13 protein-coding genes are annotated in these 14,422 nt (G+C 62.7%); 5 read left to right on the plus strand and 8 right to left on the minus strand.

What is annotated here, in order from left to right; all coding sequences use genetic code 11:
• Window positions 1–5: 5 nt before the first annotated feature.
• Genes N5J29_RS01480 through N5J29_RS01500 form a run of 5 tightly spaced genes read right to left on the minus strand, consistent with a single transcriptional unit; the run spans window position 6 to window position 5,239 of the window.
• On the minus strand, window positions 6–956 hold the full coding sequence (locus tag N5J29_RS01480) for an efflux RND transporter periplasmic adaptor subunit (RefSeq protein ID WP_021201906.1): 951 nt from the start codon (window positions 954–956) through the stop codon (window positions 6–8).
• On the minus strand, window positions 953–2,230 hold the full coding sequence (locus tag N5J29_RS01485; protein ID WP_012480227.1) for a TolC family protein: 1,278 nt from the start codon (window positions 2,228–2,230) through the stop codon (window positions 953–955). Before N5J29_RS01485 ends, N5J29_RS01480 begins: the two co-directional genes overlap by 4 nt.
• Before the next feature lie 55 nt (window positions 2,231–2,285).
• Window positions 2,286–2,642 (minus strand): hypothetical protein, encoded by a 357-nt coding sequence (locus N5J29_RS01490; RefSeq protein ID WP_012480228.1) that lies wholly within the window; start codon window positions 2,640–2,642, stop codon window positions 2,286–2,288.
• Entirely contained in the window at window positions 2,639–3,256 is a 618-nt protein-coding gene (locus N5J29_RS01495; RefSeq protein WP_005413376.1) for a cation transporter, read from the minus strand. The genes N5J29_RS01490 and N5J29_RS01495 overlap by 4 nt, the downstream gene beginning before the upstream one ends.
• Before the next feature lie 24 nt (window positions 3,257–3,280).
• Window positions 3,281–5,239 (minus strand): FTR1 family protein, encoded by a 1,959-nt coding sequence (locus N5J29_RS01500; RefSeq protein ID WP_021201907.1) that lies wholly within the window; start codon window positions 5,237–5,239, stop codon window positions 3,281–3,283.
• Window positions 5,240–5,329: 90 nt separating this feature from the next.
• On the opposite strand from N5J29_RS01500, the gene N5J29_RS01505 reads away from it, so the two are divergent.
• The 3 genes from N5J29_RS01505 to N5J29_RS01515 are packed head-to-tail and all read left to right on the plus strand — an operon-like array spanning window position 5,330 to window position 10,029.
• On the plus strand, window positions 5,330–5,743 hold the full coding sequence (locus N5J29_RS01505; protein WP_012480230.1) for a helix-turn-helix domain-containing protein: 414 nt from the start codon (window positions 5,330–5,332) through the stop codon (window positions 5,741–5,743).
• Complete coding sequence (locus N5J29_RS01510) at window positions 5,740–7,011, plus strand: site-specific integrase (protein WP_005413373.1); 1,272 nt, start codon at window positions 5,740–5,742, stop codon at window positions 7,009–7,011. Before N5J29_RS01505 ends, N5J29_RS01510 begins: the two co-directional genes overlap by 4 nt.
• A gap of 24 nt (window positions 7,012–7,035) precedes the next feature.
• Window positions 7,036–10,029 carry a Tn3 family transposase gene (locus N5J29_RS01515; protein WP_164152742.1) on the plus strand — a complete coding sequence of 998 codons (2,994 nt, stop codon included), beginning with the start codon at window positions 7,036–7,038 and terminating at the stop codon, window positions 10,027–10,029.
• 43 nt (window positions 10,030–10,072) lie between these two features.
• Here N5J29_RS01515 and N5J29_RS01520 read toward each other — a convergent pair whose 3' ends face one another.
• Window positions 10,073–10,351 (minus strand): hypothetical protein, encoded by a 279-nt coding sequence (locus N5J29_RS01520; protein WP_164152744.1) that lies wholly within the window; start codon window positions 10,349–10,351, stop codon window positions 10,073–10,075.
• A gap of 94 nt (window positions 10,352–10,445) precedes the next feature.
• Here N5J29_RS01520 and N5J29_RS01525 point away from each other — a divergent pair, with 94 nt between their 5' ends.
• A complete protein-coding gene (locus N5J29_RS01525) occupies window positions 10,446–10,691 on the plus strand; it encodes a helix-turn-helix transcriptional regulator (RefSeq protein WP_043033505.1) in 246 nt (81 codons plus the stop codon).
• A 968-nt stretch (window positions 10,692–11,659) separates the two neighbouring features.
• Here N5J29_RS01525 and N5J29_RS01530 read toward each other — a convergent pair.
• On the minus strand, window positions 11,660–12,568 hold the full coding sequence (locus N5J29_RS01530; RefSeq protein ID WP_043033504.1) for a DMT family transporter: 909 nt from the start codon (window positions 12,566–12,568) through the stop codon (window positions 11,660–11,662).
• A gap of 97 nt (window positions 12,569–12,665) precedes the next feature.
• Between N5J29_RS01530 and N5J29_RS01535 the strand changes: the two genes are divergently transcribed.
• A complete protein-coding gene (locus tag N5J29_RS01535; protein ID WP_043033503.1) occupies window positions 12,666–13,469 on the plus strand; it encodes a helix-turn-helix transcriptional regulator in 804 nt (267 codons plus the stop codon).
• Window positions 13,470–13,596: 127 nt separating this feature from the next.
• On the opposite strand, the gene N5J29_RS01540 is transcribed toward N5J29_RS01535, so the two are convergent.
• Window positions 13,597–14,337 (minus strand): LysR family transcriptional regulator, encoded by a 741-nt coding sequence (locus N5J29_RS01540; protein ID WP_197622648.1) that lies wholly within the window; start codon window positions 14,335–14,337, stop codon window positions 13,597–13,599.
• Between the last annotated feature and the right edge of the window lie 85 nt (window positions 14,338–14,422).

Raw genomic sequence — 14,422 nt, forward strand, 5'->3', positions numbered from 1 at the left:
GGGCCTCATTCTTCTTCCACGGTGGACTTTTCGATGTCGGCCTTGATCAGGAAGCTTTGGGCCACCACCACCTGTTCACCGGCCTTGAGGCCTTCCAGCACTTCGGCGCGTTCGGCGTCGCGGCGCCCCAGCTTCACCGGCCGGGTGTGGTAGGTTTCGCCCTGCTGCACGTAGACCACGTCCTGGTCTTCTGCGGTCTGCAGCGCCGTGATCGGCACCACCAACGCTGCCGATTGGCGATCCACGGTGACCCGCGCCTTGACCGCCGACCCCGGCCGCCACAGGCCATCGGTGTTGGCCACCGTGCCGCGCGCAATGGTGCTTTGGCTGGCGGTGGCGGTGCCGGGCAGGACGCGCTCCAAGGTGGTCTGTGCGGTGACGCCATCGCTCAAGCGGGTAACCGTCACCGGCACGCCAGCACCGATGTGCTGGGCGTCGGCGCCGAAGATGTGCAGGTCCACCCACAGCGTGGACAGGTCGGCGACCTCAAACAGCGGCGCGCCCTCAGCGGCGGCCATGCCTACGGCGGCCGTGCGCGCCATGACCACGCCACTGATCGGCGCGGTGACGGTATAGGTGGTCAGGCTCAGGTTGCTCTCTACCGTGGCCAGTGCCTGGCCGGCCCGTACCTGATCACCCACGCCCGCACGCACGGAGCGGACCGGTCCGGGGAAGCGTGCCGTGACCTGCGCGATGCGACCGTCAATCGGGGTCAACAGCCCTTGCACCTCATGCTCGTCAGCAATCTCACCGGGGCCTGCCGGTGCGACCTGGATACCCGCTGCCTGCGCAGCTTTGGCGGCAATCTTGGTTTCCAGCGGCGCTTCCTCGTGCTCGCCGTGCTCTTCGCCCTCAGCGGCGGCGCCGCCTTCGGACGCTTCGTTGGGGGCCGACGCGTTGCAGGCGGCCAGCATCATCAGGGCCATGCCCAGTGCGGTCCAGGAAAAGCGATTCATGGGGTCTCTCCGGTGGAAGCAGCCGCCGGCGGCGCGACAAGCGCCTGGCCGGTCAGGCGTTGAATTTCGATCAGGGCGCGCTGCGCATCGAGCGCCACGTCCAGCTGCTGCTGGGCCATGGCCGTGCGTTCGGACTGCAGCTGTGCCCATTCCAGGTAGCTGATCGCGCCGGCGCGATAGGCGCGCTCGGCGGCCTGCTCAGCCCGGGCCAACTTCGGCAGCACCTCGCCTTGCAGCCGTGCCACCTCGGCCTGCGCCACGGTGTAGCGACCATGGGCTTCGACCAGCGTGGAATACAGCGACAGGCCCTTGGCCTCGCGCTCGATCGTCAGAACCTCCAGCTCCGCTTCGCCGGCGCGGATCTCCGGCTGCGCGCGGCTGCGGCTGCCCAGTGGCATGGACAGGCTGGCCACCAGCGCGGTGTCGTCAGTCTCCTGCAGGCGGCGCACGCCCAGCTGCCACGACAAGTCCGGCGAGGCCGCCGAACGCGCCAGCTGCAGTCGTGCCTGCGCGATCCGGCGGGCATCGGCAAACTGCGCCAACTCGGGAGTGCGCTCCAATTCCTCGGCCAGCGACTGCATGGACGCGATCGCCGGCAGGGTCATGGGATCCGCCGCGGCCACCTCGAAGCTCGGAGCACGTTCGCCCCAGAGGGCAGCAAGGTGCTGCCGGGCGGCAATGCGCTGCTGCTCGGCCCGATCACGGGTCAATTCTGCTCTCGCCAGTGCTGCTTGTGCGGTGAGCATCACCGATTCGGGAGACGCGCCAGCCTGCAGGCGCTGCCGGGCAGCGGCGACGGTCCGCTGGCGCTGGCCGACATCCATGTTCGCCAGGCTGCGTTGCCGGTCGGCACCGACAACGGCCAAATAGCGCTGCGCCGTCTCGGCGAGCAGGTCCAGCCGCCCGGTCTCGCGCTGCACGGCCAGTGCATCAATCCGGCTTTGGGCCAAGGTGCGGCGGGCGTCGAGCTTGCCGCCGCGCTCCAGGACCGAGCTCAGGCTCAAGGTCAACTCCGCGCTGTCCAGGCCACGGGCCGCGCCCGTGCCCAGCGCATTTTCAACCTCCGCCCCCAACGTCCACGGTGGCCGCTGCACGGCCTGGTCGCGCTCGGCAGCGAGCACCGTGGCTCGCGCATCGACCAGGCGCAGCTCGGGGTGGGTTTGGGCCACGCGTGCAAACGCGTCGTCCAAGGTCATCAGCTCTTCTGCTGTCGCCGGCGTTGCCGCCGCGCTCAACAGTAGCCACGCGGCCAGGGCCGCCAATCGCACATGCATGAAGTACTCCAGAATTTTCGATAGCCAACAGGGATCCGGCGCACGCCGGCGCGCATCACCCTGCGATCGGCGGCCGGAACGGCGCGAGCAGGTGCTCATGCCGATATCTGTCCGCATGGGCTGTCGCCGACGGCCAATGCCGGCCGATATGAGCAATGGCCAACACTATTTCTGGAGCCGGCGCGGCCTGGCTACAGCACAGCACCAGCTGCTGTAGCCGGTGCAGCGCGGCGTCTACGCCACGCTCGGAAGCTGGTGATGCCACTGCCGGGTCATGGTCGGCCGCGGCCAGATGGGTTTGAGCATGGAGCTCGCCAACCACTGCCAGCACCGGCTGCGTCACAAGGCCCACGGCCAAGTGCGCCAGCAGCAGCCAGCGCAGGCCACAGCTCAGCCGGCCAAGCGCTGTCATGCAGGCGTTTTGCGCGCGTCGGCACGCGCCCGGCGAGCATCACCCAAGATCTCGAAAGCCTCCTTGATCACATACAGGCCGATCAGGGCGCCGATCACGAAATCCGGGTAGGGGCTGGCCAGCCACCACACCAACAGGCCGGCCAGAATCACCCCAACGTTGGCCACCACATCGGCGCGGGTAAACAGCCAGGTCGCTCGCAGATGCACTTCGCCAGACTTCAAGGGGGCGAGCATACGGAGCACCTTCAGGTTCACGGCCAGCGAGACCAGAGCGGTACCGATCATCCAACCGCTGACCGGCTCGGCGCCGTACATCACCCGGCGGCCGACTTCGACCAGCACGCCTACGCCCAGCACCAGCAGCACGCTGCCACTGACCCACGCGGCGTTGGCCTTGAAGCGCGCCGTGCGCCCGATAGCGACCAGGCCAATGGCATAGGCGGTGGCGTCAGACAGCATGTCCAGCGCGTCAGCCAGCAGCCCGGTGGAATGGGCAATCCAGCCGGCAATGCCGCCGATCACGGCCATCGCTGCATTCAGGACCAAGGCGATCCAGAGGATGCGTCGCTCCTCCTTGTTCTTGGCTTCGTGGTGGCACCCGCAATCACTCATGTCTTGGTCCTCTGCTGTGTTGTTTCATTGCTTGTTTGCGCCTGGCTGTCTACGCACACCGGAACGGGCATTGGCGAGGAACCCCACGATGGCGGCGGTGCCTACCAATACCTGCGCCAGCAGCGACTGCCAGGTGGGATACAGGCCGATCCACTCGATGCGCGGCAACGCGAGCGGTGTTTGAGAAATCCAGCCCGCTTCCTGCAACGCGGCCACGCCTTTACCGATCAGGATGACCGCCATCACCGCGATGAGAATCGAGCTGATCGAAAAGAACCGGCCAATCGGCAGCCGCCTGCTCATGCGCAGCATCCAGTACGCCACCGCAGCCAACACCGCGATTCCCGCCACCAGGCCTGCGAGGATGGCGGTGGACGCCTGATCGCTCCACATCGCGATGTAGAACAAGATCGTCTCAAACACCTCGCGGTACACCGCGACAAAGGCCAGCATGAACAGGAAAACAGCCGAGCGCCGTGTCAGCGCAGTCGTCAGCTTGGCGTGCAGGTACTCCTGCCACCGCCCTGCAAGGCTCTTTTGGTGCATCCAGATGCCTACGCTGAGCAGGACAGCGGCAGCGAACAAGGCCGAGACGCCCTCAGTGACTTCCCGGTTCGCACCGCTGATATCAACAAAGTAAGTGGCCACTGCCCAGGTAGCTGCGCCTGCCAACAACGCGCAGATCCAACCCGCATGCACATACGGCAACACATCAGACCGCTCGGCTTTACGCAAGAACGCCACGATACCAATCACGATCAGCAGCGCTTCCAGTCCTTCGCGTACCAAGATGGTAAAGCTGCCTAGAAACGCGGTGCTGGCGCCTATTCGGGTGTCCTGCAGCGCCACGTCCGCGCGATCAAACAGCTGGGCAATTTGCGCTGCCTGCCCGGCAACGTCAGCCGCGGGCGCATGCTGATCCAGCTGCGCGCGGTAGCCTGCCATGGCCGTCTCGATCTCTCGCAGCAATGACGGATTGCGCGTGGCCAGCGTGGGTTCAAGCGGCTCTACACCATCCAGATAGGACGAGAGCGCAAGCTTTTTGGCTTGAGCCAGGTCCTCATCAGCGTAAGCGCGCTGGCTGGCGGCCAGTCGCTGCCGCGCCACCGCAAAGCGATCGGCTCCTGGTACCGCTTCGTTTACTGCCTGTGGCTGCGAACGCAGGTAGGCGATGATCGCGTTTGCCTGATCGGCGGGCATCGTGGTGGCAAGATCGGCCTCTCGCGTGCGTGTCAGCGCTTCGAGCGAGGGAATGTGCGTATGGGCCTCGGCACTGGTGCGCCATAACGCCTCACCTTGAGCCTTGGCTTGCGAGGAGTACCCCAAGCTGCCCACATAGAATGCCAACGCCCAGCGATCACTTTCTGACAGCCCAGAGAAGCTGACCATGCCGGTACCCGGCACACCCTGGGAAATGACCTCGTACAACGACAGCGGCGTTCGCTGCGCGGCGCGAGTGGCATCGGTGAACGCGATCGGCGGCGGACTTAACGCTTGCGCGGCGGGGCCATCACCGTGACCTGTGGGGCCGTGACAGGCCGCGCACTGCTGGCTGTAGATGGACGCGGCCTGGGAGGTCTTCGGCGCGCTCGCCGGAACAGCGCCGATCGGGTAGCGGGCCAACAGCGTCGTGCCGAGCCCGCGCGCCAACGTTGCCACTTGCGCCGGGTCGGCCTTCTCTGCCACCGCCTGGACCAGGCGGTCGGCCTGGGCCGTCAGCTCCTGCTGGTTCTGGCCACCGGGCAATGCTGCCAGCTGACTGCGCACGGCGCCGGCAAACTCGCTCATTTCGGCGTATTCGTTGGGGGCAATTACGCGACCGGCCTGGACCGCGCCGGGGTAGTCGACCGCGATGTAATCGAGCATCTGCCAGGTTTGGCGCAGGTCTGCTGCGGCAGGCTCCGCCTGAGCAGAAGCGGGCAGAACCCAGCCGATCAGCAAGGCAATCAGGCAGTAGCGAATCAAGGCGATGGGCAGTGGCATGGTCGTCACATGCAGCGCCGCGGCCGGAGTGGCGGCGGATACGGGTTCAGCGTAAAGTCCGTAGCTACTACGGAGTCAAGCGTACTACGAATGAAAATCAGTGAGGCTGCCGACGCCAGCGGATGCCACTTGGAGACGATTCGCTATTACGAGCGGATCGGGTTGCTGCCGCGCCCGGGGCGCACGGGCAACGGCTACCGGGTCTATGGCCCGGCCGACATCGAGCGGCTGCGCTTCATTGCGCGTGGCCGGGACCTGGGCTTCAGCCTGGAGGAGGTCCGCAGCCTGCTGCAGCTGGCCGGCGATGAGGAGCTTTCGTGCGGGGACGTGGACCGGTTGGCCCGCAGCCATCTGGCCGACGTGCGCGCCCGCATGGCCGACCTGCAGCGCATGGCCAGCGAGCTGGAACGGGTGATTGCCAGTTGCCATGGCGGGCAGCGGGCGGAATGCACCATCCTGTCGACGCTGCGCCAGACGACCTCGGTGGAGGCCACGCGCCAGTGACCGAACTGGACCGCTACCTCGATGCGGCCACGCGCCAGAACACGGTGCGCAGCTATGCGTCGGCGCTGCGGCACTTCGAGGTTGAATGGCAAGGCCACCTCCCAGCGACACCTGACAGCGTGGCCCGGTACCTGGCCGCTTATGCGCAGACCTTGGCGACCAGCACCCTCCGCCAACGTCTGGCGGCCATCGCCTCTTGGCACCGCGACCACGGCTTTGTCGACCCGACCCGATCGCCGCTGGTGCGCAAGGTGCTCAAAGGCATCCAGACCCTGCACCCGGGCCAGGTCAAGCAAGCCGCGCCGCTCCAGATTCGGCGGCTGGTCGAGCTCGATGACTGGCTGGCCGCGGCGATCGCTGCGGCACATGCCCGGGGCGATGGGCCGGCGGCGCTGCGCCATCAACGAGACCGAGCGCTGGTGCTGCTCGGGTTCTGGCGGGGATTCCGTGGCGATGAACTGCTGCGTCTGGACGTGGCCCATCTCACGCTGGTGCCGGGACAGGGGATGACCTGCTTCTTGCCACGCAGCAAGGGTGATCGCCAGGCAGCCGGCGTCACCTACAAGGTGCCGGCGCTGTCGCGGTTATGTCCGGTGGAGGCGACCCAGGCGTGGCTGCAGGCGGCCGACCTGCAAGAAGGGCCGGTGTTTCGGGCAGTCAACCAATGGGGCCAGGTGAGCGCCGAAGGCCTGCATCCCAACAGCTTGGTGCGCCTGCTGCGCGAGTTGCTGACCAGTGCCGGCTTTGCCGATGCGGGGCTCCACAGCAGCCATTCGTTGCGCCGCGGCTTTGCCAGCTGGGCCAACGACCAAGGCTGGGACATGAAGGCCTTGATGGAGTACGTGGGCTGGCGCGATGTGCAGTCGGCCATGCGTTACCTGGACGGGCGTGACCCGTTTGCCCGGGACCGCATTGAAGCAAGCCTGCCCAGTCCAACCGTGCCGGTACCGGCGATGGCACTGCCGGCGCCGGAGGGCAAATCGGCCCTGCAGCTGCGCCTGCGCATGGTGCTGACCCCGTTTGCTCGCACGGGCCGCGGCGCGGCCAAGGCCCGAGGCCGAATTGAAGAGATCTGCTTGGCCCCGTTCCAGGCTGTGCGCCTGAACACCGCCAGCAGCGAGTACCAGTTGACTGCTCCCACCGATCCCGAAAGGGATCTGGATGAAATCCTGGCCACGTTGCTCGATGACATGCACCGCATGGCCGATACGCACCAGTGCTTCCTGGAAGCGTCGCTCAGTACAGACGACGGCCGGCACTGGGACTGATCCCCCTCACACCCTCCGGATCCAATGGCTACCCTTCACGAGACCGCCTACCCGCGACTGAAGCCTGATCCCACCGCCAAGGAACTGGAGGAGATCTATACCCCGACCGCCGCTGAGATTGCATTCGCCAAGCAGCTGACCACCCAGCCGGGTCCGCAGCTGGCGGTACTGATTCATCTCAAGCTCTTCCAACGCTTGGGCTACTTCACGCTGTTGGCCGACGTACCCGAGCGGATCCGGAAGCACATCGCCAAGGCCGCCCGACTCGGGCGCGTATTGGACACCGACCAGCTCGAACGCTACGACGCTTCCGGCAGCCAGCGCCGGCATATGCCGCAGCTTCGGCAATTCATCGGGGTACGTCCCCTGGATAAATCGGGCTTGGCTTGGCTGGACACAGTGGCCACCGGAGCAGCCCAGACCAAGCACACCATCCCGGACATCGTGAACGTCCTGCTCGAAGAGCTGGTGCACCATCGCTACGAACTGCCCGGTTTCCGCACTCTGGAGCTGGCCGCCATCGGCGCCCGTGAGCGGGTCAATCTGGGCTACTACCGCAGCATCAGCCACGCGCTGACGCCTGCCACGCGCACGCTCATCGACGAACTGCTGCGCGCACCGGAAGGGTCCAGGTTCACCGGCTGGCAATCACTCAAGCGCGAGCCCGGCCGGCCCACCAACAAGGAAGTTCGGTTCTACCTGCAGCACATCCGCATGCTGCAGCAGTTGGCCGACCAGCTGCCTCCCATCGATGTGCCGGTGCCCAAGCTCAAGCAGTTCCGTGCAATGGCTCGGGCCTATGACGCCAGCGAGCTGGCCGAACTGGCTCCGGACAAGCGCTATGCGCTGGCCACCATCTTCATTCGCGCCCAGCATGCCAAGACACTGGATGATGCAGCCGAGTTGTTCATCAAGCAGGTGCGCGGGCTGGAGAACACGGCCCAGCAGAAATTGCTGGCCTACCAGCTCGAACATGCCAAACGGGCCGACTTCCTCATCGGCCAGCTCAAGGAAATCCTGCAGGCCTATCAGCTAGACGGCAGCGATAGTCAGCGCGTGGATGCCATCGACAACAGCCTGGAAGCGGAAGTGTCGACCTTGCTGGCCGAATGCGAAGAACATATGGCCTACGCCGGGAAGAACTACCTGCCTTTCATGCTGCAGCCCTATGGCGCGGTCAGGCCGCTGCTGTTCAATGGGCTGGAGCTGATGAAACTTCGGGCGACCAGCCACGACGCCGGCATGGAGCCGCTGATCGCAGCGGTGCTCTCGCTGCGCAACCAGCGCCGTGAGCTGATCGAGGTCGCCTCCCTCGGTTTGGACCCGGAAAAGGACTTTGACTGGATGTCCAAGCTCTGGTGTCAGCACGTGTTCGGCAAGCGGGCCAGTGCAGCCGGCGCCGGCTGGATGCACCGTAAGTACTTCGAGCTGGCCGTGCTGGTGCAGGTCAAGGACGAACTGAAGTCCGGAGATCTCTTCATTCCCAGCAGCGAACGGTTTGATGACTACCGTGAGCAGCTGGTCGATGAAGCCACCTTGGCCCAGGAACTGGAAGCCTACGGCCAGGTGTCAGGCCTGCCCACCGACGCCGAGTCTTTCGTGGCGGGATTACGTGCACAACTGACCTCCCTGGCCGATGAGGTCGACGCGCGTTTCCCGGAGAACGTACATGCGGACATCCTGGATGGGCGCCTGGTGCTGCGGAAGGGGCAACGCGCCGAAGTCTCCAGCGCGATTACCACGGTGGATCGCCTCATCGCCGAACGGCTTCCAGAATCCAGCATCGTCGATGTCCTGATCGATGCCAGCCAATGGCTGGATCTGCACCGTTTCTTCCGCCCGATCGCCGGCACCGAGAGCCAGGTCGAAGATCTGCCCCGACGTGTGATCACCACGCTATTCTGCTATGGCTGCAACCTGGGGCCGACGCAGACGGCGCGGTCGATCAAGGGCTTCAGCCGGCGCCAAGTCGCTTGGCTCAACCTGAAATACGTGACCGAGGATGTGCTTGAGAAGGCCATCGTGGAGGTCATCAATACCTACAACAAATTCGACCTGCCTGGCTATTGGGGCAGCGGCAAGAGCGCATCAGCTGATGGCACGAAGTGGAGCGTCGACGAGGACAACCTGCTGTCGGAGTATCACATCCGCTACGGCGGCTACGGTGGCATCGGCTACTACCACGTGTCCGACAAATACGTAGCGCCGTTCAGCCACGTCATTCCCTGTGGCGTGCACGAGGGCATCTACATCCTCGACGGTCTGTTGGCCAACACTTCCGACATCCAGCCTGAGATCGTCCATGGCGACACGCAGGCCCAAAGCTATCCGGTCTTCGGCCTGGCCCACATGCTGGGCATCCAGCTGATGCCCCGGATCCGGAACATCAAGGACCTGACATTCTTTCGGCCCGAACCGGGTAGGGCTTATAAGAACATCCAGGCACTGTTCGGGGACAGCATCGACTGGCAACTGATCGCCACCCATCTCCACGACATGCTGCGGGTGGTGATCTCAATCCGATTGGGCAAGATCACCGCGTCCTCGATCCTGCGCCGGCTGGGCACCTACAGCCGGAAGAACAAGCTGTACTTCGCCTTCCGGGAACTTGGCAAGGCCGTTCGAACGCTGTTCTTGCTGCGCTACATTGATGACAATGAGATCCGCAAAACGATCCATGCTGCCACCAACAAGAGCGAGGAATACAACGGCTTCGTGAAATGGGTGTTCTTTGGCAGCCAGGGGATCATTGCTGAGAACGTCCAACACGAGCAGCGCAAGATCATCAAGTACAGCCAGCTGGTGGCCAACATGATCATCCTCCACAACGTGGAAGGCATGAGCCGGACCTTGGCCGAGATGAGGAAGGAGGGGATTGAACTGACGCCCGAGATCCTGGCCGGCCTGTCGCCTTATCGGACCAGCCACATCAATCGCTTCGGCGACTACCACCTGGATCTTGAAAGGGAAGTGGCGCCGCTGAGCTACACAGCCAAGGTGCTTGAACAGACCCCATAGATGGGGAGAACCTGATCGAGAGACGAGCAATCAACTTTGAAATTCAGTCGCTTAGGCAGCTTTTGGCCCTGTACGTAATGATTCCCTGCCGACCCTCTTCAAGGTTCATCCCAGCGACTGCCCAGTTGAAGGCCGCTCTTTCGTGGGCATTGAGTTCCGGGTCGATAGCGTCAATTGACTGCCGGTATTGCTGCCGGGTTCCATTCGTAACCATCTTCTTGTCTGTCGGACCGCTGCAGGCAGCTAGCAGTGCTGATGCTGCCAGGATCAGTGTTGCTCTGCTTCTGGCCGCGGTGATGAAGCGGTATGGCTGTTCGCTCATGCGTCCCCCTGTCAATGAAGAAGACAGAATATCGGGTTTTTAGATATCGGAGAACTGGATATAGCTTTCTAGGCCGCTCAGCCAAGGCGCGGTCGTGTCGAAGTCCATCCATCGAAAAGAGTACGCTGCCCTCATTGAGGCTGTTCGCGAGGCGCGGCTAGCTGCCGGTCTGACCCAGGCCCAGGTGTCCAGCATGCTGGGCCGCAGCCAGTCATTCATCAGCGACGTCGAAACAGGCAAGAGAAGGGTTGATGTGGTGGAGCTGAGAGATATCGCCCGCCTGACAGGCCTTTCGCTGGGCAAGTTGATCACAAACTTTGAGAAGCGAATCAAAGACTAAAGCCCCTTAGGGTGTAGCGGTAGGTTCGCGCTTCTTGCCGGCCGGTCGGGACCAGGCGCACACGCCAGTGACAGACGGCCAACCGGATGGAAGGGGCACGCCCTGCCGGAAATCCGTGACGTAGATCGGCCTCGGCGTGCCGGGTCGAAACTTTAGGCTGTTTTGTGGAACCGTGGGGTCTGAACCCTCGTGTAGATCCGGGTGAAGCGACGTCTTTACAGTTGTTGATGTGAAGACATTTCTCCGGCCCACTCCACAGCAGCTCCACAGGTCGCTAAAGCGAACCCCTAAATGCCTCCGATGGGCTTGTCGCGGGGCCTATACCCTTTCGGCGCGACTGTCTGACGTGGAGGATTGCGCCCTACACAAGCTTCGAGACGCAAAGGCTATCGCTTGGCGGCGGCAGCGCAAGATGCGCAGCTGGGCCGCGAAGCATCCCCGGTTCCTACTGTTAGCCTTTCCGCTTTGGGGTGATCCCCGGTCATTCGCTGAGTTACCGGAACAGAAGCTTTGGCCGCGCATTCTTGGCGTTTTCGCGCTTGTTAGCCCCCATCATCGATGCGCTACAAGCCGATCCAGGAAGTGGCCAGTCACTAGTTCAATGGGCAGAAGTTGCTGGCGTATCCTCTCGGACTCCTGCAAGACGCTGGGTTGCCGCTACTGGCCTGGGATGTTGTGAGTGGCGCCAGAGGCTGAAGCTTGCTGCGTCCCTCCCTCTCCTCCAGAGCGACTGCAAAGTTGGTGATGTTGCCAAGCGGCTGGGCTATAGCGGCCCCTCCCCTTTTATTGCAATGTTTCGCCGACTAACCGGCATGTGCCCAACTCAGCTGAAGAGCGCTGTCTAGATGCAACTTCACCTTGAGGAGAGGGCCCTTTGAACCTGGCTAGCCGAAGAAGCGTTCCCCGAACAAGGAGAACGGGCCTCAAGCGGCCCGTTTTCATTTGAACTGCAGCTATGCAATTGTCTTTCAGCGCTTGGTCGAGGTGTCATCCACGACCATGACCTCGTCAGGCTTCTTGCGAGCTGCGTACTCCGCCAGTACCACACCAAATACTGCCATCAAACCGCCACCCACGACCCAGGTGCTCAGAGACTCTTTGAGGACCACCACCGCAAGCAATGCAGTGACGATCGGGACGAGATTGAAGAACCCGGCCACGCGAGCAGAGCCCAGCCGATGCAGGCCGGTCATCCATGCCAACGGTGCCATGATCGAAGCGCCGATTGCTGCGAATGCAATGCAGCCGATGGCTGCGCCACCCTGGACGCCAGTGCCTGCGACAAGGAAAAGAGGTAGCAGCAGGATCGTTGCAGACATGGCTTGAAGAAACAGGGATTCGATCAGCGTTACGGGAATGCGCCACTTGTGCATCAGCAAATTGTAGGTGGCAAAAGCCAAAGCGCCCAGCAGCATCAGGGCGTCACCTTTGTTGATTCCATGGGAAACCAAGGCTTCAAAGTCACCATGGGACACTACCGCTATCACCCCAACCAAGGAGATGATCGAACCAATCACTGCGCCACCGCGGACTGCGTGACCCATGAAGATGCGCGACAAGGCAAGAGCGATCAACGGGATGAGTGCCTGGATAACGCCCATGTTGGTCGCAGAAGTGAAATGTGCGGCGTAGTACGCCAGGCATTGGAACATGACACCGCCCAAAGCACCGAGCACGAGGAAGCGTGCCCAATTGGCTTTCAGGACCGCTAGGTTCGACTTCAGGCGCGGCAGGGCGAATGGGAGCAAGATGATGGCCGCAGCAAGCCATCGCCAGAAGCTAATATCGACCGGGCCGACGGTCCCTGCAGCGAGCTTTGTAACGATGGTGTTGGCGCCCCAGAGAAGGCAGGCCAGGAGGGGGAGCAGGTAGTACATGGCATCCTCAGATACTGGATATCAACAGCCAGTAGCGTAGACTTGGCGGAATTTCGTTACATCCATAATTTGCGCCAATCTTCATCTTGAATGCGACATGGCAATGGACCCCGTCCCCTCGTTCAGCTCCATCCCTGGAGACATCTACGTTCGGCAAGGGACTTTGCCTCCCTCCGACTGGGATGCTCGTGTGCATCCGTGGGGGCAGTTCAACTATGTTGCGCAGGGTGTCATGGAGTTACAGGTAGGCGAGGACTGGATGGTGTCCCCTACCCACTATGCGATATGGATTCCGCCTGGTGTTCACCACTCATCCCGAAACCGTGGTGCGGTTGCTTATCGATCCGCATACCTTTCGGTCGGCGCGTCGGCGCAGATGCCCAGCATTCCGACTGCGTTAGCGGTTAGCTCGTTGCTTAGGGAGATCTTGGACGAACTGGCCCGTCGTGACATCGGCGAGGCCGTTAAGCCAGAAGACCGGCGACTCTCCGCGGTCGCCCTTGACCTGATTCTGGCCGCGCCGGTGATGTCGAGCTTCCTGCCGCTGGCCAGCGGTGACGTGCTAAAGCGGATTCTGAGCTATGCCGAGACCTCCCTTCAGGACTCTCCGTCGGCACTTGAGGTCGCAGAGCGCCACCACATTAGTGTTCGATCACTTGAGCGCTTGGCAAAGCGCGAGCTAGGGATGGGGTTCGGAGAGTGGCGCAGTCGGCTTCGTTTTCTGAGGGCAATTGATGCCTTGGGTTCAGACCGATCAATTACGCAGATTGCAGACGATCTGGGCTATGCAAACTCAACGTCTTTCAGTGAGATGTTCAAGCGACACTCTGGCCGGACCCCAGACCAGTATAGAAGGGGCCTCAGTCCGCTCCAGCGAGAGGTGGAGCCCTCCTCCCGCTGAATCGAGGCAGGCCTCGAAGCTGTTGGGTCAACCATTTAGCTGGCCCAGACAGTGGCCATTCGGATCGATGGATCATCCAGAGGGTGTCAACCACCGGAGATCCACAGTCAACCACCTCAATTGCGTCTTACCGAGCGAAGGATTCACGGGCGTGTCGCGGAATGACAGTGAATCCCAGCCCGAGCGATACCGGCTCAAGGATGAGCGCAACCTGATTGGTGAAGCCGTGTATAGGAAGCGCGCGTACGCCTGGATTTCCTGGGAACTTGCGGGCGAGAAGGCGGGTGGCCATAGCCTGGCCATCTGGATGATCAACGAAACCCAACTTTTGAAGATCCGCCCAGCTGTCCGCGCAGGCACCTCTCGGAACTACCAGCTCAAGCGCCTCCTCGGTGAAGGGCTCAGCCCGCAGCCGAGGGTCATCCGGCCGAAGTGCAAGTAGACCCACCTCGTACTTCTTCTCCAGTACCGCCGATAGGATTTCTGGGTCCGGCGAGAAGCGATGACGAATGATCAAGCCGGGATGGGTGCGCTGGAAGTCCAGCAACACCGGGTAAAGAGCAAGGCCAACACTCCCGGGGGTTATCAGCGCAAACTCCCCCTGATCGCTGTCCGCGCTCGCGAGCTTGGCTTGAAGCCGGCGATCGGCCGAATCCATCTCTTGGCAGTACTGCAATAGAGCCATTCCCGCCGGCGTCAGCTCAATAAATCGTGGTCTGCGCAGAAACAGGGCACCCAGCTGTTGCTCAAGATGACGTACATGCTGACTGACCGCAGCCTGGGTGAGCTGCAGCTGGCCTGCGGCCCTGGTAAAGCTCCCGACCTCTGCGATAGCCCGAAAGGATCGGAGCCAATGCTCATTCAGCATAAGAATATTTTATCAATCTGATAAAAATGGATCAGATCATGGTTGAGTTGCAGGGTCTAATCTTGCGGCTACCCCTCTCTTCAGT

This window comes from Stenotrophomonas sp. GD03680 (assembly GCF_029844625.1).
Classification (GTDB): Bacteria; Pseudomonadota; Gammaproteobacteria; order Xanthomonadales; family Xanthomonadaceae; genus Stenotrophomonas; species Stenotrophomonas maltophilia_P.